Origin of the sequence: Rhizobium sp. Root1220 (genome assembly GCF_001426265.1) — a bacterium.
In the GTDB taxonomy this organism is placed as follows: Bacteria; Pseudomonadota; Alphaproteobacteria; order Rhizobiales; family Rhizobiaceae; genus Rhizobium.
The window spans coordinates 200,707-223,745 of sequence record NZ_LMDG01000032.1 but is presented as its reverse complement, the minus strand read 5'-3'; the positions used below and the strand labels follow the sequence as shown (position 1 = coordinate 223,745).

At 60.9% G+C, this 23,039-nt stretch carries 17 protein-coding genes; 14 read left to right on the top strand and 3 right to left on the bottom strand.

Going from position 1 to position 23,039, the window contains the following annotated elements; all coding sequences use genetic code 11:
* Window positions 1–252: 252 nt before the first annotated feature.
* From ASC90_RS18090 to ASC90_RS18060, 7 genes are all read left to right on the top strand, one after another.
* On the top strand, window positions 253–1,602 hold the full coding sequence (locus ASC90_RS18090) for a glycosyltransferase family 4 protein (RefSeq protein ID WP_244480411.1): 1,350 nt from the start codon (window positions 253–255) through the stop codon (window positions 1,600–1,602).
* Window positions 1,574–2,506 (top strand): glycosyltransferase, encoded by a 933-nt coding sequence (locus tag ASC90_RS18085; RefSeq protein ID WP_056543095.1) that lies wholly within the window; start codon window positions 1,574–1,576, stop codon window positions 2,504–2,506. Before ASC90_RS18090 ends, ASC90_RS18085 begins: the two co-directional genes overlap by 29 nt.
* A gap of 1,042 nt (window positions 2,507–3,548) precedes the next feature.
* On the top strand, window positions 3,549–3,953 hold the full coding sequence (locus ASC90_RS18080) for a hypothetical protein (RefSeq protein ID WP_056543093.1): 405 nt from the start codon (window positions 3,549–3,551) through the stop codon (window positions 3,951–3,953).
* 197 nt (window positions 3,954–4,150) lie between these two features.
* Window positions 4,151–4,657 carry a copper chaperone PCu(A)C gene (locus ASC90_RS18075; protein ID WP_056543625.1) on the top strand — a complete coding sequence of 169 codons (507 nt, stop codon included), beginning with the start codon at window positions 4,151–4,153 and terminating at the stop codon, window positions 4,655–4,657.
* A gap of 51 nt (window positions 4,658–4,708) precedes the next feature.
* Window positions 4,709–5,074, top strand: a complete 366-nt coding sequence (gene copC, locus ASC90_RS18070; protein ID WP_056543092.1) for a copper homeostasis periplasmic binding protein CopC — start codon at window positions 4,709–4,711, stop codon at window positions 5,072–5,074.
* Window positions 5,071–5,949, top strand: a complete 879-nt coding sequence (copD, locus tag ASC90_RS18065) for a copper homeostasis membrane protein CopD (RefSeq protein WP_056543090.1) — start codon at window positions 5,071–5,073, stop codon at window positions 5,947–5,949. Before copC ends, copD begins: the two co-directional genes overlap by 4 nt.
* A 120-nt stretch (window positions 5,950–6,069) precedes the next feature.
* Window positions 6,070–6,672, top strand: a complete 603-nt coding sequence (locus tag ASC90_RS18060; protein WP_056543088.1) for a HupE/UreJ family protein — start codon at window positions 6,070–6,072, stop codon at window positions 6,670–6,672.
* 33 nt (window positions 6,673–6,705) lie between these two features.
* Here ASC90_RS18060 and ASC90_RS18055 read toward each other — a convergent pair whose 3' ends face one another.
* Both ASC90_RS18055 and ASC90_RS18050 read right to left on the bottom strand, forming a co-directional pair.
* On the bottom strand, window positions 6,706–8,031 hold the full coding sequence (locus ASC90_RS18055; protein WP_056543086.1) for an LLM class flavin-dependent oxidoreductase: 1,326 nt from the start codon (window positions 8,029–8,031) through the stop codon (window positions 6,706–6,708).
* Between the two features lie 123 nt (window positions 8,032–8,154).
* The gene (locus tag ASC90_RS18050) at window positions 8,155–8,559 is read right to left on the bottom strand and encodes a response regulator (RefSeq protein ID WP_056543084.1); all 405 of its coding nucleotides are present in this window, start codon (window positions 8,557–8,559) and stop codon (window positions 8,155–8,157) included.
* Window positions 8,560–8,861: 302 nt separating this feature from the next.
* Here ASC90_RS18050 and ASC90_RS18045 point away from each other — a divergent pair, with 302 nt between their 5' ends.
* The 7 genes from ASC90_RS18045 (at window position 8,862) to ASC90_RS18015 (ending at window position 21,633) form a co-directional block, all read left to right on the top strand.
* Window positions 8,862–14,336 (top strand): alpha-2-macroglobulin family protein, encoded by a 5,475-nt coding sequence (locus ASC90_RS18045; RefSeq protein WP_056543082.1) that lies wholly within the window; start codon window positions 8,862–8,864, stop codon window positions 14,334–14,336.
* Complete coding sequence (pbpC, locus tag ASC90_RS18040) at window positions 14,333–16,411, top strand: penicillin-binding protein 1C (protein WP_056543079.1); 2,079 nt, start codon at window positions 14,333–14,335, stop codon at window positions 16,409–16,411. Before ASC90_RS18045 ends, pbpC begins: the two co-directional genes overlap by 4 nt.
* 196 nt (window positions 16,412–16,607) lie before the next feature.
* On the top strand, window positions 16,608–19,100 hold the full coding sequence (locus ASC90_RS18035; RefSeq protein ID WP_056543077.1) for a heavy metal translocating P-type ATPase: 2,493 nt from the start codon (window positions 16,608–16,610) through the stop codon (window positions 19,098–19,100).
* Between the two features lie 9 nt (window positions 19,101–19,109).
* Window positions 19,110–19,505 (top strand): Cu(I)-responsive transcriptional regulator, encoded by a 396-nt coding sequence (cueR, locus tag ASC90_RS18030; RefSeq protein ID WP_056543074.1) that lies wholly within the window; start codon window positions 19,110–19,112, stop codon window positions 19,503–19,505.
* Between the two features lie 106 nt (window positions 19,506–19,611).
* Window positions 19,612–20,151: a sigma-70 family RNA polymerase sigma factor gene (locus ASC90_RS18025; protein WP_056543072.1), complete on the top strand. Its 540-nt coding sequence runs from the start codon at window positions 19,612–19,614 to the stop codon at window positions 20,149–20,151.
* Window positions 20,138–20,902 carry an anti-sigma factor gene (locus ASC90_RS18020; protein ID WP_056543070.1) on the top strand — a complete coding sequence of 255 codons (765 nt, stop codon included), beginning with the start codon at window positions 20,138–20,140 and terminating at the stop codon, window positions 20,900–20,902. Before ASC90_RS18025 ends, ASC90_RS18020 begins: the two co-directional genes overlap by 14 nt.
* Before the next feature lie 20 nt (window positions 20,903–20,922).
* Window positions 20,923–21,633 (top strand): Bax inhibitor-1/YccA family protein, encoded by a 711-nt coding sequence (locus ASC90_RS18015; protein WP_056543069.1) that lies wholly within the window; start codon window positions 20,923–20,925, stop codon window positions 21,631–21,633.
* 130 nt (window positions 21,634–21,763) lie between these two features.
* Here ASC90_RS18015 and ASC90_RS18010 read toward each other — a convergent pair whose 3' ends face one another.
* Window positions 21,764–22,891, bottom strand: a complete 1,128-nt coding sequence (locus tag ASC90_RS18010) for an RHE_PE00001 family protein (protein WP_056543067.1) — start codon at window positions 22,889–22,891, stop codon at window positions 21,764–21,766.
* Between the last annotated feature and the right edge of the window lie 148 nt (window positions 22,892–23,039).

Here is a 23,039-nt window from a genome sequence, read left to right as displayed (position 1 = left end):
ACCGTCTGCCACGAGGGTTGGATCGCAGCTGCCCATACTGATGGCGAAAGTCTGTTGTTCAACTCGGCATGAAGAAAATCCGCAACTCTGGTCACGTCGCCTGCAGCGATGGGGCAAATCGCGACATGTTCGGCCGCCGCTTTGAACTCAGAGTGTGACACAGCCCGCCAATTCCTTCGAACTACTCAAACATTCCATGCCGAAAAGTATCACGACAAGTATTAGTACAGATATTTATAGCCGCCATCACGAGTGCCCGGTAGTTACACAAAAGGTCAATTGCTTATCCTGTTAGCTAACTGGAGGATTACGGCTTCGGAGTCGTATGGTTATGCCTCAGCGTGTTCACGAGAAACACATCGGGAGGCTGTCATTTCCAAGAGCCATCACGTCCTAATACTGGTCGAGAACCTGCCGGTTCCGTTTGATCGTCGGGTTTGGCAGGAAGCACAGGCGCTGAATGAGGCAGGCTACGAAGTGTCGGTCATATGTCCAAAGGGCAAGGGACACGACGAAGCATACGAGGTCTTGGGCGGCATCCATATTTACCGCCATCCGCTACGAGAGGCGGTTTCTGCCGCAGGATACTTACGGGAATATTGGTGGGCGCTCTTTCACCAGATCCAATTGTCGTTTCGCGTTCGCCGGCGGCAGCGCATTGACGCGATTCAGGCCTGTAATCCCCCGGATCTGATGTTTCTGGTGGCCCTTGTACACAAGTTTCTGTTCGGCACTTACTTTGTGTTTGATCATCATGACCTGAGCCCGGAGCTTTATGTCAGCAAATTCGGGCGAAAGGATTTTTTTCACAGATTGCTCCAGTTCTTCGAACGGCAAACGTTTCGTGCAGCCGATGCCAGCATCGCCACGAATGAAACCTTTCGCGATATTGCGATAGCTCGTGGCGGCATGGCTCCCGATCGTGTGGTCGTCGTGAAAAGCTACCCAGAGGCATCCAGGTTCCGGTTGACCGACGCCGACCCATCCCTTGTGATCCCCGGGAAGCATCTCATCGGCTATATCGGCATAATGGGCGCGCAGGACGGGGTCGAGACATTGGTTGGGGCCGTCGCGGAGATTGTCCATGTCCGAAAGCGCAACGATATTCATTGCCTGATCATCGGCGATGGGCCGGAGTTCGGCCGTTTGAAGACGATGGCAGACGAACTTGGGCTTGGTGATGCATTGCGTTTCTCTGGCTATCTCAGTGGGCCGCCGCTGATGGCCCATCTTTCGGCACTGAATGTCGGGATCATTCCCGACCCACCAAACGACTTCAACGACAAGCTATCGATGAACAAGGTGTTCGAGTACATGATGCTTGGCTTGCCGATTGTGCAATTCAATCTGCGCCAGGCAACCAGCGATGCCGGAAACGCGGCTCTGGTCGTCTCGGAGCATTCGCCACGAGCGCTCGCGGACGGCATTCTCGAACTCGTCGACGATCCCGAGCGGCGCCAGCACATGGGCTTGGCCGGCCGGGCAGTGGCCGAGCGAACATTTCGATGGACGGCCGAGGCGCACCGGTATCTTGGCGCCTACCGCAACCTGTTCCGGGAGAGATTGGACGTCAATGATCAGCGTCATTATCCCGCATCTTGATCAGGCGCAATCGCTTCGATTGTGCTTGTCATCAATCACATCCCAGACCGGTTTGGAACAACCCGTCGAGGTCATCGTCGTCGACAACGGCTCCAAGGTTCCACCTGTTGACATCTGCTCCTTGTTTGCTGGAGTGACGCTTCTGTCCGAGCAGGTTCCCGGTCCCGGGCCGGCACGCAACCGCGGCGTCTCGCAGGCTTCGGGAAGTATCCTGGCGTTCATTGACGCCGACTGCCTCGCGGGCGACGGCTGGCTGTCTGAGATCGAGCGGCGCTTTTCGGAAAGTGCAGAAGTTGGCATTCTTGGCGGCGACGTACGCATTGCATGCGAGGACCGTGATCGTTTAACCTTACTGGAGGCCTATGAAAGCGTGTTCGCCTACCGGATGAAGGAGTATATCGCGGAGCAGGGCTTCACGGGGACTGGCAACCTGGCGGTGCGTTCTGACGTGTTCTCGAAAGTGGGTCCCTTCGGCGGAATCGATATGGCAGAGGACAGGGATTGGGGACAGCGGGCGCTTCGGGATGGCTATCGGACCCAATATTGCCCGAGGATGATCGTCTATCATCCCGCCCGCAAGACGCTTGGGGAACTCGCTCGGAAATGGGACCGACATACCGCCCATGATTTCGCGCGGATTCAAGCAAGACGAGGATGGTGGGCTCTGTGGATGCTTCGCACTGCCGCCGTTGCGGTCTCACCTGTTGCGGAGGTGGCTCGGATCGGCTTCTCGGATCGTCTGAAGGGGTTGCGCGCCCGCGCTCTTGCATTTGTCGGCGTGGTTCTTGTTCGCACTTATAGGTCCGGGATCATGCTTGCCCTGGCTTTCGGGGCGAGTGCGCCGGGCTTCAGCCGACGTTGGAACCGGGAGACTGCCGCAATGCGAGCCGCAGATAAATCATAGGCTGAATAGCGTGTAGGACCTGATCCCTATTAACGTAGGCGGGCGATGAATGACTAGTTCACCAAAGAACGCTCACGCAATCACATTGGCGGTAAGTTTGACGACACTCGCAAGGTGGATGGCAATTGCAATCTCGATACCCATTGTGTTCGGATTGAAGCCCGTTCAATCAGTGCCTCCCCCCAAAGGCAGTAGATCTTAGTGGCTTCCTTGGTCCAAACAACACGGGCGTACCGAAAGGGATAAAGCTGACGCCCTATACGGGTCCATGCGTCGTTCTCGAACCAAACACCGTGATCGATTCAAAATCCGTGAGTTGCGATTTGTACATAAAAGCTCCGAGCGTGAGAATAACGCGAAGCACAACCAATCGGATCGATGTTGACACCCCGGGCGCGCCTCGCTGACGATCGAAGATAGTCTGGTCGATGCGGGTAAATGGGAGGCTACTGCCGTCGGCTTTTCAAACTTGATCGTGAGACGTGTCGAAGTGAGGGGTGGAGGCGCAAGCATCGTTTGTGCGCCGAATTGCCTTATCGAGGACTCATGGTTGCACGGACAATACAGGCAGCCCGGACAACCACAGCACCTCGGCGGCTATATGTCCAACGGCGGGAGTGATGTCAGGCTTATTCACAACACAATAGGTTGTGATGTGCCAGACAATGATGTTGGAGTCAGGCAAAGCTGCGACGATCTCTCGCCAGACCTGTTGGCGAGCTCGACAATGATAATTTGTTCAGGCTGGAGCGCGGGGCTGGCGTTGATCGGCATGTTTTCTTCGACGGCCCGGAACGCAGGACGGCTGCGCTGGCGACTGGCTCAGGCGCATTGAGCTTTTTTTGCCTTGGGCGTCACTGTGAAATCGACGGTCACTTGGCCCATGTCCATTGGATACTTAGCTGCAGATGATCTTGGCATCGGCGACTCGTTCGATCTCTGCGGGCACCTCGCAGGCGTTTGAATTGCCTAAATTCTCGCGTTGAGCTTTACTCAAATCTTGCATAAAGACTGCGCCATAAACGGGAGACGTGGGCAAGAGATGGGATCCGGGAAAACGACGGTAGCTCAGTGGCTGGTGCGCATGACCTGCGCCATGGCTCTGATATTTGTCGGTTTCGCCCATCAGGCTCCGGCTTTCGCCGACGGTGCCTTCGTTCCGGCAGAGTTTGCCGAATACGTGCTGCCCGACGGTACGCTTCCCGTGATCTGCATCGCCGGTAAAACCGACGGAAAGCATACGCATGGCAAGGCCCATGCCTATGGCTGCGAAGCCTGCCGGATCAGCGCGTCGATCCTGCTGCGACGCCCCAGTGACAACGGCAGCGAGCGTCTTCGCATCGAGGCCGCAGCGGCGCTGCCTTACAAGGCCAGAGCCTATGGCAGCCGAGTATTCCCACCCAGCAAGGGCCCCAGAGCGCCTCCCCGCGATCCTGCCTCTGATTGAGCCAGTGTCTCGGCCGATGCCGTGACGCTTGTCGTCAATGGTAGCCGTGCGCCCGTCTTTGCCGGGTCAGGCCTCATCACAGATCATACTCATGGTCAATTCAAGCCACACACAAGGTTCTCGCCGAGCATTTAGCGCGAGCGGCATATTGCGCGATCCACATCCGGCGCATCTCCCAAGGAGCTAACACAATGAAAATGAAAAAGCTGATTGTCCTTTTCGCAGGTCTGCTTTTCGCAAGTCTTGCGACCGCCCACGGATTTCAGGCGGGCGACATCGAGATCGGTCATCCGCATGCCCGGGCCATGGTTCCCGGAGCCAAGGTGGGGGGCGGCTATCTGAAACTGACTAACAAGGGCTCCACCGACGACAGACTGATCGGCATGGCATCAGACAGGGCAAAATCCGCAGAAGTTCATCAGATGAGCGTGAGCAATGGGGTAATGACAATGAGGCCCGTCGCTGGCGGCCTGGCAATCCCTGCCGGACAAACCGTCGAACTGAAGCCCGGCGGCTACCACATCATGTTCATGGACGTGTCCCAGCCCTTCAAGGAGGGTGAGAAGATCAAGGCGACCTTGACGTTCGAGAAGGCAGGCAAGGTCGACGTCGAATTTGCGGTCGGCAGCGCTGGCGGCGCAAACGCCGGTGCCAAGGACGCACATTCGGATATGGACGGCGCGGACATGTCCAAGCCGCAATAGACAGGCCCCGCATCGAAACCATTTGGAAACCAATTCAATCGAGGAGCACTCATGCCGAAATTTTACCGCCTTCTCGCGGTGTCTATCACTGCAGGACTTTGCTTTTCCGGTCAGGCATGTGCGCATGCACATCTGACGACAAGCGCTCCCGCGGAAAACGCAGTGACAACGTCTCCCGCCGAACTCGACCTGCGCTTCTCGGAGGAGCTGAACGTCAAGTTCTCCGGGGTGAAAATCATCGGCCCTGACAAGAGCGAGATAAAGGCCGGCGACGCCAGGCTCATGGACGAGGGCAAGACATTGTCGATTCCCATTTCGGGCACGCTCAACGCCGGGGCCTACACCGTCGAATGGTATGTTCTGTCGACGGACGGCCACAAGACGGACGGCAGCTACCGTTTCACCGTCAAGCCGTGACACCGGACGGCGCCCTGATCCTTTGCCGCTTTCTCTTCGACGGCGCCGCCATATGCTTGTGGGGCGCCTCTGCCTACCTCTGGGCTTTGGTTCCCGGCGAATTGGCACGACATATCGATGATAGGCTTGGGCCATGGCGACTTGGCGCAATACTGCTGGTGGTAACGACCACTGCGGCATTGCTCCCGTTGCGGGCGGCAACGATCGGCGAGGGATGGACGGATGCCCTCGCGCCGGCCATGCTGCATGCCGTCCTCTACGACACCGATGTCGGAAAGGCGTGGATCGCGCAGGCGGGAGCCGTGGTGCTGCTGGTTGCCGCGGCAGCGTTGCCAAGCCAACGCCGGCAGGGCGCGCTGACATTCTGCTCCGGGCTGTTGCTCGTTACCCTGACGATCAGCGGCCATGCGGCAATGAACGACGGCTGGCTGCGAACACTCCACCGTATCAATGACGGCATTCACCTGCTATCGGGCGGCGCCTGGCTGGGGGCGCTGGGTCCCGTCCTTCTTGTCCTGCGGATGCTGCATAGCCCGCGTTGGCACACCGCCGCCCGGATTGCGCTGGTTCGGTTTTCCACGGCGGGGCATGCCGCCGTGGCGCTCGTCATCCTATCGGGAATCCTCAATACGGCGTTGATCATCCGCGCAGTTCCATCAGACTGGGCGTTCACCTACCAATTGCTACTGAGCGTCAAGATCCTGCTGGTAAGCGCGATGGTCGCGCTTGCTGTCGTCAATCGCTACGTTTTCGTACCAAGGCTTGGCACAGTCCGCTCGCTAGCCGCCCTGAAAAGCGGCACGACCGCGGAGATCTGCCTCGGACTGGCCGTTGTCGGCCTTGTCGCATGGTTTGGAAACCTGCAACCAACGTGATCGCTGCTGCGTCGCAATACGACCTACGTCAAATGACTGTGTCCGCCGTTTTTTTCCTTTAATGTATTTTCCCACCGTGTCAGTTTCTCCCCAGCATTGCATATGATCCAGGGGCACAACATGTTTTCAAAGACCGTCAAATTTACCGCTGCGCTTGCGGCTCTTGTTCTGGCACCCTCTCTGGCGTCTGCGCATACTGGTATTGGCGAAACAGTCGGCTTCTTCCACGGCTTCAGCCATCCGCTTTCCGGGGTCGATCACATCCTCGCCATGGTGATGGTCGGCGTTCTTGCCTGGCAGATGGGAGGACGCGCCCTTTGGCTCGTGCCTACAACATTCGTCTTGGTGATGGCCCTTGGCGGGGCGCTCGGCATGTTGAGCATCCCCGTTCCGTTCGTCGAAGTTGGCATTGCGCTCTCAGTCATCGTTCTCGGCGCGATTGTTGCACTTGGGGTTCAGGCTCCACTCGCCGTCGCGGCGAGTGTCGTGGGGCTGTTCGCCGTATTTCATGGCCATGCCCATGGTGCTGAAATGCCGGCTGCTGCGGGCGGCATGGCCTATGCGGCCGGTTTCATGATTGCCACCGCAACGCTTCACGTCGCGGGCATCGCGGTGGGCTACCTGATCGGCAAGGTCAGCGAAAACTACGGCACCGTCGTCACCCGCTCGGCCGGCGGCATCGCTGCGCTTGCCGGCGTCGGCTTGCTGACCGGATTGATATGATCTCCGCACGCCCGGGCGACTGCCCGGGCTTTCTCACGAAAAGAAGCGATTCTGCGGCCGGGGCAGGCCCAGATGGTCGCGCAGTGTCGACCCTTCGTAATCCCTGCGAAAAAGACCGCGGCGCTGCAGCTCCGGAACTAGCCTTTCGGCGACGTCATCCAGGCCCTGCGGCAGATAGGGGAACACGACGTTGAAGCCATCGGAACCCAGTTCGAAAAGCCAAGCTTCCATGTCATCCGCCACGGTCTGCGGCGACCCGACAAATGCAAGGCCGGAATAACCTCCATAGCGCTGTGCCAGCTGGCGCACCGTCAGATTCTCGTCGGCAGCGAGCTTCAAGACCTGTGCCCGCCCGGTCTTGCTGGCATTGGTTTCGGGAATCTCCGGCAACGGTCCGTCCGGATCGAAACCCGAGGCGTCGTGGCCGAGGGCGATCGAAAGCGAGGCGATTGCACTGTCATAGTGGACGAGACTATCAAGCTTGCCGCGCTTGGCACGCGCCTCCTCGACGCTGTCGCCGATAACGACAAACGCGGCGGGAAGGATCTTCAGATGGTCGTGGTTGCGACCAACCAAATCCATGCGCGCCTTTATATCGGCATAGAGGGCTTGGCCTGCGGCAAGGTCGCGCGGCGAACAGAAAACAACCTCTGCTGTTTCTGCAGCCAGTTGACGCCCGGGTTCGGATTGGCCGGCCTGAACGATCACGGGCCACCCCTGCGGCGGGCGCGCAATATTTAGCGGCCCGCGCACGCTGAGTTCTTCCCCCTTGTGATCCAGCACATGCATTTTTCCGGGATCAAAGAACATGCCGGTTTCGGCATTGCGGATGAATGCGTCATCCGCGAAGCTGTCCCACAGGCCGGTGACGACGTCGTAGAACTCCCGGGCGCGATGGTAGCGCTCGCCATGTTCCACGTGTTCGGCGAGCCCGAAGTTCAAGGCCGCATCGGGATTGGCCGTGGTCACGATGTTCCAGCCTGCGCGGCCGTTACTGAGGTGATCGAGAGAGGCAAACCGTCGGGCAACGTGATAGGGTTCATCAAACGTCGTCGATGCCGTGGCGACGAGCCCGATCCTTTCGGTTACAGCCGCGAGCGCCGACAGCAGCGTGAAGGGCTCGAACGAGGTGACCGTATGACTGCGCCGCAGTGCCTCGATCGGCATATTCAGCACCGCCAGATGATCGGCCATGAAGAAGGCGTCGAATTTGGCTGCCTCAAGCTTCTGCGCGAAGGATTTCAGATGCGTGAAATTGAAATTGGCGTCGGGATAGGAACCTTGATAACGCCAAGCACCGGTATGAAGGCTGACGGGCCGCATGAACGCGCCCAGATGCAGTTGCCGTGCCTGTGCCATGGGTGCCTCGATGTGAAATCGCTCGGGCAACTGATGTAGGACCGACTGGGCGCAACGCAAGGGGCACTGCGCGCGTTGTCAGGCTCTAACGCCAAGTTGATGATCGTCGGCCAGTCCGCGATGTCACGCGCGACGGCGTGCCTCCACTGCGGAGCGCAAGGACCTCTCGACCACCGACGGCCTTACAGGCTTGGTGACGACCCCCAGAGCGCCTTTCACTTTGCCGATAACGGCTTCCGGATTCCCGGTCATGAAAACAACCGTGATGCCGAATTCTTCCACTAAACGCTGACCGATTTCGGGACCGGTCGCCCCATCGGAAAGATTGACGTCCACAAAGGCTATATCCGCCATCGGCGCCAGCCGGAGGGCCTGTTCCTTGTCGGCTGCCATGCCTGTTACCGCAAGCCCCATTGCCCTGACCGTTTCCTCCAGATCGAGCGCAATGAGAAATTCGTCCTCAACAATCAGCACACGCTGGCTGCTGGCAAGATCCTTGTGTGACGCGTGCACGGCATTGATACCCATCGACGATCTCCTTGTTACTCACTGTATAGCGTCAGCTCGGCAGGCGATTACAGAGATAACAGGCGTGAGCGCGATATGTTCCAGGCCGGCACACAACTACTGGATAGTAAATTGTTGTTAATATTGATAAAATGTTAACGCCACCAACTGCCGCTTAGGCATTCCGAAACAACGCAGACCTCCTTACGAGACCGTGGCGGCGGCTGGCGACCGTTCATCCAAGACAGCCCATCAGCCGAGTTGACAACCAGCCAGCGAGTGCCGAGAGTGCCTCGATCCAGCGCCAGCATCCCGGGGGCCCTATGTCTGTACGCTCGCTTCTTGCCATTACTGCCATTGCGCTTTCGACCATCTTCGCCGGCTCCACCGCATTTGCGACCGACACCAAACGCGAGATCCAGACAATCCGGGACGCCGATTATTTTGGCTTCGACTTGCGCACGGAACAGAATGTCACCCTCGATCAATGCAAGACGTCCTGTATCGGCGACAAATCCTGCAAGGCGTTCACCTATAATCCGAATGTGAAGTGGTGCTTCCTTAAGTCCGATTTCAAGGCGATGAACGCCTTCCCCGGCGCCATCGCGGGAAAGATCGTCGAAACGGCGCAGCAGCAGGAACCCGACATCGGCGCTGCGCCGCGCCTTGGCTTCCTATCCGGCGACGTGCTGCAGCAGGCGCGAGACGACAAGGCAAATCTCGAGCTTGCCGACGACCAGCAAGGCCAGACTGCAGACAGCCTGATCGCCAACGCGCGGATCGACCTGACAGCTGGCAACGTCACCGATGCACTCAAATCCCTCCGCGGTGCGCTCGCGCTGACCCCCGACAATGCGGAGCTATGGCTGGAAACCGCGCGCGCGGGCGACAGCTTCGTCAAGACCGACGACAACAATGGCGGCGAGATTTACGGTCAGGCGGTGCTGGCAGCTATCAACGGCTACGACGCGACGCGGACCACCTCCAGCCGTGCGGACGCATTGGCGGTGCTGGCGGCCGCACTGGAAAAGAACACGAATTATCGTGCCGCTCTCAATGCCTACAAGGCGAGCTTGGCGCTGGTGAATTCAAAGGAAGTGCAGGCGGCTTATCTTCAATTGAAATCGACGCAAGGCTTCCGCATTACCGAACATACCGTTGATGCCGACAGCGCGGCGCCACGCGCCTGCGTGACCTTCTCGGAATCGCTCATCAAGACAACGGACTACACGCCGTTCGTGACGCTCAACGACGCTTCTCCCAAAGCGCTAGAGACCAAGGACAAGCAGATTTGTGTCGAAGGTCTGGCGCATGGGGAAAACTACAAGATCGCCTTCCGCACCGGCCTCCCCTCCTCGGTCGACGAGGTTCTGGAGGCACCGGTCAGCCTCGACATCTACGTCAAAGATCGTACTGCCAGCGTGCGTTTCACCGGCGACAGCTTCGTGCTGCCTTCGACAGCGCGGCGCGGTATTCCGATCGTGTCGGTCAACATGCCCTCCGCCAATCTCAAGCTCTACCGGATCGGCGATCGCGGCATCGCGCCGCTGCTGACCAGTTCGCAGTTTCTGACCCAACTCGACGGCTACAGCGCCCAGCGCATCGAGGATGAAAGCGGCGAAATGGTCTGGCAGGGTTCGATCGAGATCAGCAACGACCTGAACAAGGATGTCGTCACCAGTTTCCCGTTGGACGAAGCGTTGCCCGAACGCAAACCCGGAGTCTACGTTCTCACGGCCACCGCGCCGAACACGCCCGACCAGGACTGGAATGCCCAGGCGACACAATGGTTCGTCGTCTCCGATATCGGCGTTACCACCTATGCCGGAACGGATGGGCTGAACGTCTTTGCCCGTTCACTGGCCTCCGCCAAGCCGATGGCCGGCGTGGCGCTGCAGCTTCTTGCGAAGAACAACGAGGTCCTCGGCACGGCAACGACCGATGCAGATGGCCGCGCCACGTTCACAGCGGGCCTGATCCGCGGCACAGCGGCGTTGACGCCGGCTGTCATCACCGCCAGGAACGGGACGTCCGACTACGTTTTCCTCGACATGACGCGTGCTGGCTTCGATCTTTCCGATCGCGGCGTCACCGGCCGCGCCTCGCCCGGTGCAATCGACGTGCTCACCTGGACCGAGCGCGGCATTTATCGCGCAGGCGAGACGGTTCATGCCGCGGCGCTGGCGCGCGACACCGACGGCATGGCGATCGAGAACCTGCCGCTCACCTTCATTTTCCTTCGCCCCGATGGCGTCGAGGAGCGCAGAATCGTCAGTCAGACAAGCAATGTCGGCGGCTACACGATCGACTTTGCCGTTCAGGACAATGCCATGCGCGGCACCTGGACGATGAACATCCATACTGATCCGAAGAGCTCCGCGATCGCAACCAAAAGCTTCCTCGTTGACGACTTCGTGCCGGATCGCACCGACATGGAGGTCACGACCGACGCAAAGGTGATCGGTCCCGATACGCCGGCGACCATCACCATCAGCGGCAAATATCTCTACGGTGCGCCGGCAGCCGGGCTGACGCTTGAAGGTGACGTCGTCATCAAGCCGACGCGCCAGAGCGAGGCGTTCCCCGGCTATTTCTTCGGGCTCGCCGACGAAGACGCGAGCGAAGAGTCTCGCCAGTCGATCGACGGCTTGGCGGAGCTTGACGCCGATGGCGAGGGGGTGACGGATCTCACTGTGGGTGATCTGCCGGCAACGACACAACTTCTCAATGCGACCGTCTATATCCGCATGCAGGAAGCCGGCGGTCGCGCCATCGAGCGCTCGCTGGTTGTTCCCGTCAGGAACCAGGGCTCGATGATTGGCATAAAGCCTGAGTTTTCGGGCGATCTCGGCGAAAACTCGATCGCCAACTTCACGATCATCGGCGTCAATGACAACGGCCAAAAGGAGGAAATCGAAGGTCTTCGCTGGAAGCTCTACAAGCTCAACCGCGACTACCAATGGTATCGCGACGGCACTGCATGGAAATATGAGCCGGTCTATACAGCCGAACAGGTCGGGAACGGCACCGTCGATGTGAGCGTGGACGGTGCCAGGATATCCTCACCGGTCCAATGGGGCCGCTATCGTCTCGAGGTCGAAAGCACCGCTGCCGATGGTCCAGCATCGAGCGTCGAATTCGATGCCGGCTGGTTCGTGCAGGCAACGTCGACGGAAACGCCGGACGGATTGGAGATCGCGCTCGACAAGGATAGCTATAAGGTCGGCGAGACCGCGAAGCTGAAGGTCTCCTCGCGATATGCCGGCGAACTGATGGTCGCGGGCGGGACAGAAACCCTTTTTGCCGTCCGGAACGCGTCGATCGGCGACAAGGGCGGCGAAATCGAAATCCCGGTCACGGCCGAATGGGGGGCCGGTGCTTACGTCACAGCTACGCTGTTTCGTCCGGGCGACGCACAGGACAGTCACATGCCGATGCGTGCCATCGGGGTGAAATGGCTGAAGGTCGATCCGGAGGAGCGCGCGCTGCAGGTGAAGATAGACACGCCGGAGAAGATGCTGCCGCGCGGACCTCTTCCCATCAGCCTTGCGGTGGCGGGAGCAGGTGCCAACGAGGATGCCTATGTCACGATTGCAGCGGTCGATGTGGGTATTCTCAATCTCACCCGCTACGAACCACCGAACCCGGAGAACTGGTATTTCGGCCAGCGCCAACTCGGTCTCGAAATCCGCGACCTCTACGGCCGCCTGATCGATGGATCATTGGGCGCAACCGGCAAGCTCCGAACCGGCGGCGACGGTGGCGCGGTCGCACTGCAGGGTAACCCACCCACGCAGAAGCTCGTTGCGTTCTTCTCCGGTCCGGTGAAGCTGGATGGCGAAGGTAGGGCGCAAGTCAGCTTCGACATTCCACAATTCAACGGCACGGCCCGGGTCGTGGCGGTCGCCTGGTCGAAATCGGGCGTCGGTCATGCGACCCGGGACGTAGTCATCCGCGATCCGATCGTCGTCACCGCAAGCCTGCCGCAGTTCCTGGCGCCTGGCGACAAGTCGGAGCTGCGCCTCGACATCGCCAATACCGATGCGCCTGCAGGTGACTACAAGCTGACGATCGCGGGTAACGATGCCATTTCGGTCGACAACGGAGCGCAAACGATCCGCCTGGATGCCGGCGCCAAGTCGGCGCTGACCCTCGCGGTGACCGGCCTGCAACCCGGAGGTGGCAGCGTTTCGATCAACCTCTCTGATGAGGCTGGGCTTTCGCTGGATCAAACGATCGACGTGCCAATTCGGCCAGCAGTGCTGCCGGTGACCGAACGCCGCGTGCTTGCCCTCAATCCGGGCGCCAAGCTCACGGTGGACGCTGCGCTGCTTTCTGACAGCGTCTTGCCCGGCGCCTCCGTCAATGTCAGCGTCACCCGGTCGGCTGCCTTCGATATCGCGGCCCTGCTGATGTCGCTGGATCGGTATCCATTCGGCTGCGCTGAGCAGACAACGAGCCGCGCGCTGCCGCTCCTCTATCTGAGTGAGCTTGCCGAGCAGACCGGCCTGGAGAACGACGCCGACGTGAGGAAGCGCGTTCAGGATGCGATCTACCGTGTCCTTTCCTACCAGGCCTCGGCCGGTAGTTTCGGACTCTGGGGACCGGACAGCGGCGACCTCTGGCTGGATTCCTATGTCACGGACTTCCTGACCCGCGCCCGCGAGCAGAAATACGACGTGCCGGATCGGGCACTCTCACAGGCATTGGAGAACCTGCAGAATGCTCTGAGCTATGACGTCAACGTCAAGGATCAGGGAGACCAGATCGCCTACGCGCTTTATGTACTCGCCCGCAACAAGAAGGCCGCGATCAGCGATCTGCGCTACTACGCCGATACGATGATCAACGACTTCCCCACCCCTCTTGCCAAGGCTCACATTGCTGCGGCCCTTGCGCTGTATGGCGATGCGACGCGGTCCAGGAACATCTTCCTCGATGCGCTTCAGATGTCGGAGCAATCGATGGTCACTCGCGTCAACCTGTCCCGCACGGACTACGGCTCCATTCTGCGGGACGGCGCCGCCATCCTCGCGCTTGCCGCGGAGAGCCGCCCGGTGCCGCCCGTGGTGCCAGAGCTCGCGAAAGCCGTAGCCAAGGAATGGGAGCGCAACAAGTACACCAGCACTCAGGAACAGGCATGGATGCTGCTTGCCGCCCGGGCGATCCAGGGTGGCGACGACTCGCTGAAGATAGATGTCAACGGCGGACTGCATAGCGGAGCCTACATGGCGAAGATGACGGGTGACGCACTGCTCGGCAATCCGCTGACACTAACCAACCAGACAAGCGATCCGGTCTCGGCCGTCGTCACAACGGTAGCCGCTCCGGCTACTCCGCTACCAGCGGGCGGCGACGGGTTCGCCATCGATCGCACCTACTACACGTTGGATGGCGAGCAGGCGAACGTGACCGAAGCCAGGCAGAACGAGCGTTACGTGGTCGTTCTGCATGTCACCGAGAGCAACCAGTGGCCGTCCCGCATCGTGGTCACCGACCTGCTGCCGGCCGGCTTCCAGATCGACAATCCGAACCTTGTCGACAGCGCGCAATTGACCAACTTCGACTGGATCGGCGAGGTCACTGCCGCTCATACGGAGTTCCGCAACGACCGTTTCGTCGCAGCATTCAATCGGTCGGCGGACGACAATCGCGAAATCAACGTCGCCTATGTCGTGCGCGCCGTCACACCCGGCACCTACGATCATCCGGCAGCGAATGTCGAGGACATGTACCGGCCGCAGCTGTCGGCGCGGACGGCGACCGGCAAGATGGAGGTCGTCGCGGCACAGCCATGAGACTGAGGCGGACAATTGCAATCGGAGCTGCAACCGGCATCCTCGTTGCCGGTGCGGCGCTTTTTGCGATTTCCGCAGCGGACAAGGCCTTCCCGCCACCGCTTGCCAAAGCCACGGTTTCCGCAGAGGTGCTGGACGCGGACGGTCAGCTCCTGCGCGCCTTTGCGACGCCCGAGGGTCTCTGGCGGCTGAAAACCACTGTCGCCGATGTCGACCCGCAATTCCTGCGGATGCTCGTTGCCTACGAGGACCGGCGCTTTTACGAGCATGCCGGGGTGGATCCTTGGGCGATTGGCCGCGCCGCGGTTCAGATGCTCACGAATGGCCGCATCGTTTCCGGCGGCTCCACCTTGTCGATGCAAGTGGCCCGCTTGATCGAGCCACGACAGGGCCGGTCCCTTTCGGCAAAGCTGCGGCAGATGGCACGCGCCGTCCAGATCGAGCGGCGGCTCTCCAAGAAGCAGATCTTAGACCTTTACCTCACCTACGCGCCCTACGGCGGCAATCTCGAAGGCGTTCGCGCCGCAAGTCTTGCCTATTTCGGCAGGGAGCCGAAACGCATGACAGTCGCGCAGGCAGCCCTTCTCGTTGCCCTGCCGCAGCTGCCGGAAAAGCGCCGGCCTGATCGCAATCTTGCCGCTGCCGAAGCCGCGCGCAGCCGCGTGCTCGAACGCGTGGCCGTGGTCGACGCGATCGGCGACGGCGAAGCCGAACGCGCCGCAACCGTTCTCGTTCCAGCAAGGCGCATGCAACTGCCGGCGCTTGCCGCCCATGTCGCCGAAGCCGCCTTGCGCAAGGAACCAGCGGTTTCACGGCATCGGACGACATTGAAGAAGCAGGTACAGGAGGGCCTGGAATCGGTGGCAAGGGGTGCTGCCCTCAAGCTTGGGCCGAGGCTTTCGCTTGCCATGGTGATGGCGGACGCGCGCACCGGCGAGATCGTCGGCGAGGTTGGCTCGGCGGACTATTTCGATGCAAGCCGCTCGGGCTGGATCGACATGGCGCGCGTCAACCGTTCGCCCGGCTCCACGTTGAAGCCATTCATATACGGCCTGGCTTTCGAGGAGGGACTGGTCAACCAGGAAACGATCATCGAGGATCGGCCCGCAGATTTCTTCGGATATCGGCCGCGCAACTTCGACATGAGCTACCAGGGTGATGTAACCGTCCGGGAGGCGCTGCAACTGTCGCTCAATGTGCCGGCGGTCAAGCTGCTCGACGCCGTCAATCCGGCAAAACTATTGGTCCGTTTCCGGCGGGCCGAAGTACGCCCTGTTCTGCCACCGAACGAAACGCCGGGCTTGGCCATCGGCCTTGGTGGCGTCGGCCTCACGCTGAAGGATCTGGTTCAACTGTATGCGGCACTCGCCAATCGTGGCCAGCCAGTTCGGATCGGCGATGGCGTGAGCAATCAACCCGGCAAGATCGACGGCGAACCACTGCTGGAGCCGGTCGCCGTCTGGAACATCACCGACATCCTTTCCGGCGTCATTCCGCCCGCCGGCGCACCGCAGCGCGGCATCGCCTACAAGACGGGTACGAGCTATGGATATCGCGACGCATGGTCTGTCGGTTACGATGGACGCTTCGTTCTCGGCGTGTGGGTCGGGCGGCCAGACAATGGTGCGGTGCCGGGATTGACCGGCTACGGCACCGCCGCCCCCATCCTGTTCGAAGGCTTCGCGAAGTCGGGCATTGCCACGAGCCCCCTTCCCCGCCCGCCATCGGGCGCCGTGCGGATTGCTCAGGCGCAATTGCCGATCAGCCAGCGCCGCTTTGCCGTCAATACAAGCGGCCTTCTGGTCACGTCGGGCCGTGAACCTGCCCCGCAGATCGTCTATCCGCCGGAAGGGGCGCGTGTCGATCTTGGTGCCACAAGCGGCGACCTCTCGCCACTGATGCTGAAGCTGCAGGGCGGGCGGCCGCCGTTCCGCTGGCTTGCCAACGGCAAGCCCTTGCCCGACATCTCCCGCCGACGCACCAATCAGTGGATGCCGGATGGGGGTGGCTACTCGAAACTCACCGTCATCGATGCGATGGGCCGCGCAGCGAGCGTCGGCGTCTTCGTCGACTGAAGAAGAATAGCCGCAGGGTCTGCCAGATCATGGGGGCCGGTCGTATCTCCACCATCACGGCCAACACGATACGATAAGCGGCCAGACAACCATTTGTCTCCACCTTGCCCCTCGTAACTGAACTTTCTTCTTGACCTTCCAGTTGCTGGAAGGCTCATAACCTTTTCCACTGCCCAACAGGGTCAAGGAGAAAGTCATGAACGATACGCACACCCATCATCGCGACCACAGTCATCGTCATGATGGGCCGGACGCCGATGTCGTGCGCGATCCCGTCTGCGGCATGACGGTCGATCCGAAAGCCGGCAAGCCGACGCTCGCCTATGAAGGGCGCAGCTATCATTTCTGCAGCGACGGCTGCCGGGCGAAATTCGAGGCCGCGCCACAGGATTACCTGACGGCGAAGGACCCGGTCTGCGGCATGAGCGTCGACCGCTCGACCGCCGCCCATTTCCTGAAGCATGGCGGCGAGAAATTCTATTTCTGCTCGGCGAGCTGCCAGGCGAAGTTCGAAGCGGAGCCGGAGGCCTATCTTCACGGCAGCAAACCGGCAGCAAAACCCGTGCCGAAGGGTACGCTCTATACCTGCCCGATGCATCCGGAGGTGATCAGCGACCATCCCGGCGACTGCCCGAAATGCGGCATGGCGCTGGAGCCGATGGGCGTGCCGCCGTCCGACGAGGGACCGAACCCGGAACTCCTCGATTTCACCCGCCGGCTCTGGGTCAGCGCCGTGCTGTCGGTCCCGCTGCTCGCCCTGACCATGGCGCCGATGGTCGGCCTGCCGCTGCGCGATATCATCGGCGAAGAGCTTTCGACCTGGATCGAGTTGCTGCTGGCAACGCCTGTCGTGCTCTGGGCCGCGCTGCCCTTCTTTCGCCGTGCGTGGAAGTCGGTCGTCAATCGCAGCCCCAACATGTGGACGCTGATCGGCCTCGGCGTCGGCACGGCCTATATCTACAGCCTCGTTGCCACTATCGCGCCCGGCCTCTTCCCGCATACGTTCATGGTCCATGGCGGCATGGTCCCGGTCTATTTCGAGGCCGCGTCCGTCATCGTCGCGCTGGTCTTCGTCGGCCAGGTGCTGGAACTGAAGGCGCGTGAACGCACCGGCTCGGCGATCCGCGCCTTGCTCGATCTCGCGCCGAAGACCGCGCGGCGCGTCAATGCGGATGGCAGCGACAGCGATATCCCGGTCGACGACATCCAGCTCGGCGACCGGCTGCGCGTGCGCCCCGGCGAACGCGTCCCGGTCGACGGCTCCGTCGATGAAGGCCAGTCGACCATCGACGAATCGATGATCACCGGCGAGCCCCTGCCCGTCGAAAAGACGAAGGGCGATCCGCTCACCGGCGGCACGATCAACAGGAATGGCACGCTGGTCATGACCGCCGAGAGGATCGGCGCGGAAACGACGCTGTCGCGCATCGTCGATATGGTCGCCAAGGCGCAGCGCTCGCGGGCGCCGATCCAGGGCGCCGTCGATCGCGTCTCGGCCTTCTTCGTTCCCGCCGTCGTCGCCGTCGCCGTCCTTGCTTTCTTCGTCTGGAGCTTGGTCGGGCCGGAGCCGCGCATGGCGCATGCGCTCTTGGCAGCCGTCGCCGTGCTGATCATCGCCTGCCCCTGCGCGCTCGGTCTGGCGACGCCGATGTCGATCATGATCGCCACCGGGCGCGGCGCCCATGAGGGCGTGCTGATCAAGGATGCCGAAGCGCTGGAACGCTTTTCGAAGGTCGATACGCTGATCGTCGACAAGACCGGCACGCTCACCGAGGGCAAGCCGAAACTGACCGACGTCGTGCCGATTGGCAGCGTCGATGAGGCCTACCTGTTGACGCTCGCGGCCAGCCTCGAGCGCGGCTCGGAACATCCGCTCGCCGAAGCCATCGTCTCGGGCGCGGAAGAGCGAGGCATCACGTTCCTGCAGGTCACCGGCTTCGAGGCGAAGACCGGCAAGGGAGTTCAGGGCACGGCCGGCGACGCCAGGGTGGCGCTCGGCAATGCCGCGATGATGGCCGATCTCGGCATCGACATCGGCCCGCTGGCCGACCGGATCCAGGCGTTGCGCGACGACGGCAAGACGGTGATGTTCGTCGTTATCGGCGGGGCGCTTGCCGGCTTCGTCGCCGTCGCCGACCGCATCAAACCGACCACGGCGGCCGCCATCAAGGCGCTACAGGAAAGCGGCCTCACCATCATCATGGCGACCGGCGACAACGAGCGTACCGCCCGCGCCGTCGCCAAGCGCCTCGGCATTGACCAGGTGCGCGCCGATATTCTGCCGGAAGGCAAGAAGCTGCTGATCGACGAGCTGAAATCGACGGGCGCCGTGGTCGCCATGGCTGGGGACGGTGTCAATGATGCACCCGCTCTCGCCGCCGCTGACGTTGGAATTGCTATGGGCACTGGTGCCGATGTAGCAATGGAAAGCGCCGGCATCACCCTTGTGAAGGGCGACCTCAACGGCATCGTCAGGGCGCGCCGGCTGGCCGAGGAGACCATGCGCAATATCCGCCAGAACCTCGCCTTTGCGTTCGGCTACAATGCGCTCGGCGTGCCTCTTGCGGCAGGCGTGCTCTATCCGGCTTTCGGACTGCTGCTGTCGCCGATGATCGCTGCCGCGGCGATGAGCCTCTCCTCAGTATCGGTAATCGCCAACGCATTGCGGCTGCGGGTGGGGAAATCATAGGAGAAAACGATGAACATCGGTGAAGCATCGGAACGGTCCGGCCTGCCGTCGAAGACCATTCGCTACTACGAGGATATCGGCCTGATCCGCCCCGACCGGGGTGGAAACGGCTATCGTGACTATGCTGCCACGGACGTGCACAAGCTGCGCTTCCTACAAAGGTCGCGCGGCCTCGGCTTCTCGGTCGAGGAATGCCGCCAGCTGCTGGCGCTTTACGAAGACAGGAGCCGGGCGAGCGCAGACGTCAAGGAGCTGACACAAACCAAGCTCACGGAAATAGACCGCAAGATCCGTGAGCTGACAGACTTGCGCCGGACCTTGGAGCATTTGGTCCACGCCTGCCACGGCAACGAGTGGCCGGACTGTCCCATCCTTGACGAACTCTCGGATGGTCGAGTGGATTAAGGTTTGGCGGCGTGTAACAAGCGGCCAACCGAGCAAGGATTGCCGATCGGGTGTATTTTTTTGACCACCCGGGAATAAAACGTCGGCTGCTTTCGTATACTCAATCATGGAACGGAAAGAACGCCCATTCGATGTCATTGGCCAGCTCGCGGCGCTCAGGCGCTATGCCCGCTCGCTCGTGCGCAACTCGGATGACGCCGAAGACCTTGTGCATGATGCGCTGGTCAGGGCCTACGAGAAGAAGCAGAGCTTCCGGCGCGGCGGCAATCTCCGCACGTGGCTGCTTTCCATTTTGCACAATGCCCACATCGATCGCGTTCGACAGAACCGTTCGCTTGAGCGACGGCACGACGAAGCGGCTATCGACGCTGAGCAGTCCTTGCCGGCTGGCCAGGAACACGCACTGCGGCTGCAGCAGGTGCGCGATGCGTTCTTTCATCTGCCGGAAGAGCAGCGCGAAGCCCTGCATCTGGTCGCGATCGAAGATCTTTCGTACCAGGAGGCCGCCAAGGCGCTTGGCATACCGGTCGGCACGTTGATGTCGCGAATCTCGCGCGCTCGCGCCCAACTTCGCGAGTTCGAGGAGAAGACCCCGCGCGCATCGCACTTGAGACTAATCGGAGGGAACGGCAATGAAGGCGATTGATCCTATCATCGACGCTGATCTCGATGCCTATGTCGACGGCGAGCTCGACGTGGCGCGCCGGATACAAGTCGAGTCCTACCTTTCAGAGAACCCGGCGACCGCCGCCAAGGTGATGGCGGATCTCAGCGTGAAGGGCGAACTGCGACTCGCGCTTGCCGGCGAGAGTGCTTTCGGGCGCCCGGACACACGCGACGCCGCGAGGCGATTGGAGCGCGGTCTTGCCTATGGCCGCATGTTTCATTCGCTGCAGCGGATTGCGGCGGTCGGCATCCTTGTGGCGGCAGGCTGGGTGGCGCACACATCGTTTGGCGCATTTACCGCGACCGAAGTCGCCGCCTCGGTTCCCGCCCCTGCCTATGTCGAGGATGCTGTTCGCGCTTACCACACGGCAGTGTTGCGCCAATCCGTGCCGTCGCAGTCCGTGGCAATCTACAAGGCCGAAGACATCCGAGCCGCGACTGCGATCGTGATGCCGCAATTGCCGGATGGCTGGAAGATTGCAGATGTGCAGATATTCCCGTCGGAGTTTGGACCCAGCGTTGAGATGGCGATCCAGACAACCGAAGGCAAGCTTTCTTTGTTTGCCGTACGGCCGGGCGCGTTTGCCGTGCAGTCGGTCAAACATGTCGTGCTCGACGATGCCGATGCGGCCTATTGGCAGATCGGTGACGTGGCTTATGCGCTCGTCAGCGGCGATAAGAACGCAAACCTTGATCGGGCAGCTGATCAGCTTGCCCGCACCCTTTATTAGTTCAAACCGAGGAGATCAGTATGAACCCGATCAATCAGCGTTACGGGGCGGCCGCAGGATCGCAGGCGATATTTGACGAAGGTCTGCGCCAGCACATGCTCCGCGTCTACAACTACATGGGCATCGGCCTTGTCATCACCGGTATAGTCGCATTCGTTGTCGGCAGCACGCCGGCGCTTTATGTGCCGATCTTCCAATCACCGCTGAAGTGGGTGGTGATGCTGGCACCACTGGCCTTCGTCTTCTTCTTCTCCTTCAAGATCCAGACAATGTCGGCGGGTGCTGCCCAAATGACGTTCTGGGCCTTCTGCGCCGTCATGGGCCTGTCGCTCGCCTCGGTGTTCCTGGTCTTCACCGGCACGAGCATCGCACGCACGTTCTTCATCGCCGCGACCATGTTCGGTACGACGAGCCTTTACGGTTATGTGACGAAGCGTGACCTCTCCCGCTTTGGCTCGTTCCTGATGATGGGCCTGATCGGCGTCATCATCGCCAGCGTGGTCAACATCTTCCTTGGCTCAAGCGCACTGCAGTTTGCGATCTCAGTGATCGGCATCCTCGTATTCGTCGGCCTGACCGCCTACGACACGCAGAATATCAAGGAACAGTATTCGGAGAACTACGATCAGGAATCGAACCAGAAGCTTGCCGTTTTCGGCGCGCTCTCGCTTTACCTGAACTTCGTCAACATCTTCCAGCTTCTGCTCAACTTCACTGGTGAGCGGGAATAGGTAAAAGCGCTTCTGGGGGCAAAGGAAGCGCTAGAACGCCCGGTCCGCACTCTGTGACAGGATCACGGATCGGGTGTTCACCACAGGAAGCGGCCGGGCTCACCCCCGGCCGTTTTCTTTTGCAGATGGCTTAGATGATACCCCAGGCGCGATAGCGCCCGCGCCCAGTAATTTCGCGGATGCCCATGTCGTTCAACAGGTTGAGAGCACCGCGACTGGTGATCCGCAGCTCGCGTGCAACCATCGCCGTAGAGACCATCGGCCGTGACAGGACGAATTCGGCGAGCTGCGGCAAACTGCTGTTGGAGCGCCGATCCCTGAAGCGCACTTCCATCTGCGTTCGCGCCAGCGACAGGCGGTCCATTTCCTTGAGACCGGTCGCCGCGCTTTCGATCATTGCTTCGAGAAATGCCTGCAGCCGTGTGAACCGATCCCGCGAGCGGCGCCGTTCATGGCGGATCGTCTTCAACCCCGCGTAGAATGAAAAGAGATGGGAAGGCACCTTGTCTCGGCCACGCAGATAACTTGCGGCCAACAGACCCCCGAGCCAGTTCTGCCGGCGCAGCGGCTCGATCTTTTCCCAAGTCTCGAAGAGCAGGGCGGCACCAAGCGTCGGGGGCAACTCGTCGGCGATGAAGATGACGCTTCGCCATTCGCGCAGGCGCTCTGCTTCGTCCCACTCCTCGTCATTGAAGAGACCAAGTGGATCGTCGGGACGTCTCTCCCTGGCGCGTTCCACACGACCGGTCGGAGCCGACCCGCGCATATGATTGTCCAGCGCACGCTGTGATCGCTCCAGCACAGCGTCGATCTCTGCCAGTTCGGCAGACAGCGTGCCATCCATCTCGTCGGCGTCGCCTTCATCGACCTGCGCTTCGGCGCTCTTGGTCTCGGGCGCCCTCCCCTCTCCCTCGCCCGCACCGGCTAAGGTAAGCAGGCCGCCTGGACTGAGCGCCCAGCCCGGGTCTCCCGTCCAGATTCGCCGCCGCGCGCGCAGGATCGAGTGAGCGATCGTCAGTTCATGGCTCGGCGCGCGCGTATCCATGTGGGCGTCATGCAGGACGAGATCTTCGACATGAACCAGTTCGCCTGCCACCCACATCGCGCCAATGGCATCGAAGAAGTGACGCCGCTCCGCAAACCCCTCGCCGATGGCGGCGCGAGCAGTTCGCTCGTCCAGGCGCGCCAGTCCGTCCTCGGCCTGGACAATGGCCGGTAACAGGCTCGTCACCAAAGAAGAATCAATTTCATAGCGCATTGTTAGTTATTTCAATTTACGCGCAACAGAAGTCAACAGGAAGTTAGCTTCCGCCATCGTTGACTAAGGCGTTGAGCGCAGGGAAACACTGCTGTGGGTAAATATACGGACGATGCGTATCTGGGCCAAAGCTCGGCAACCCGGTCCA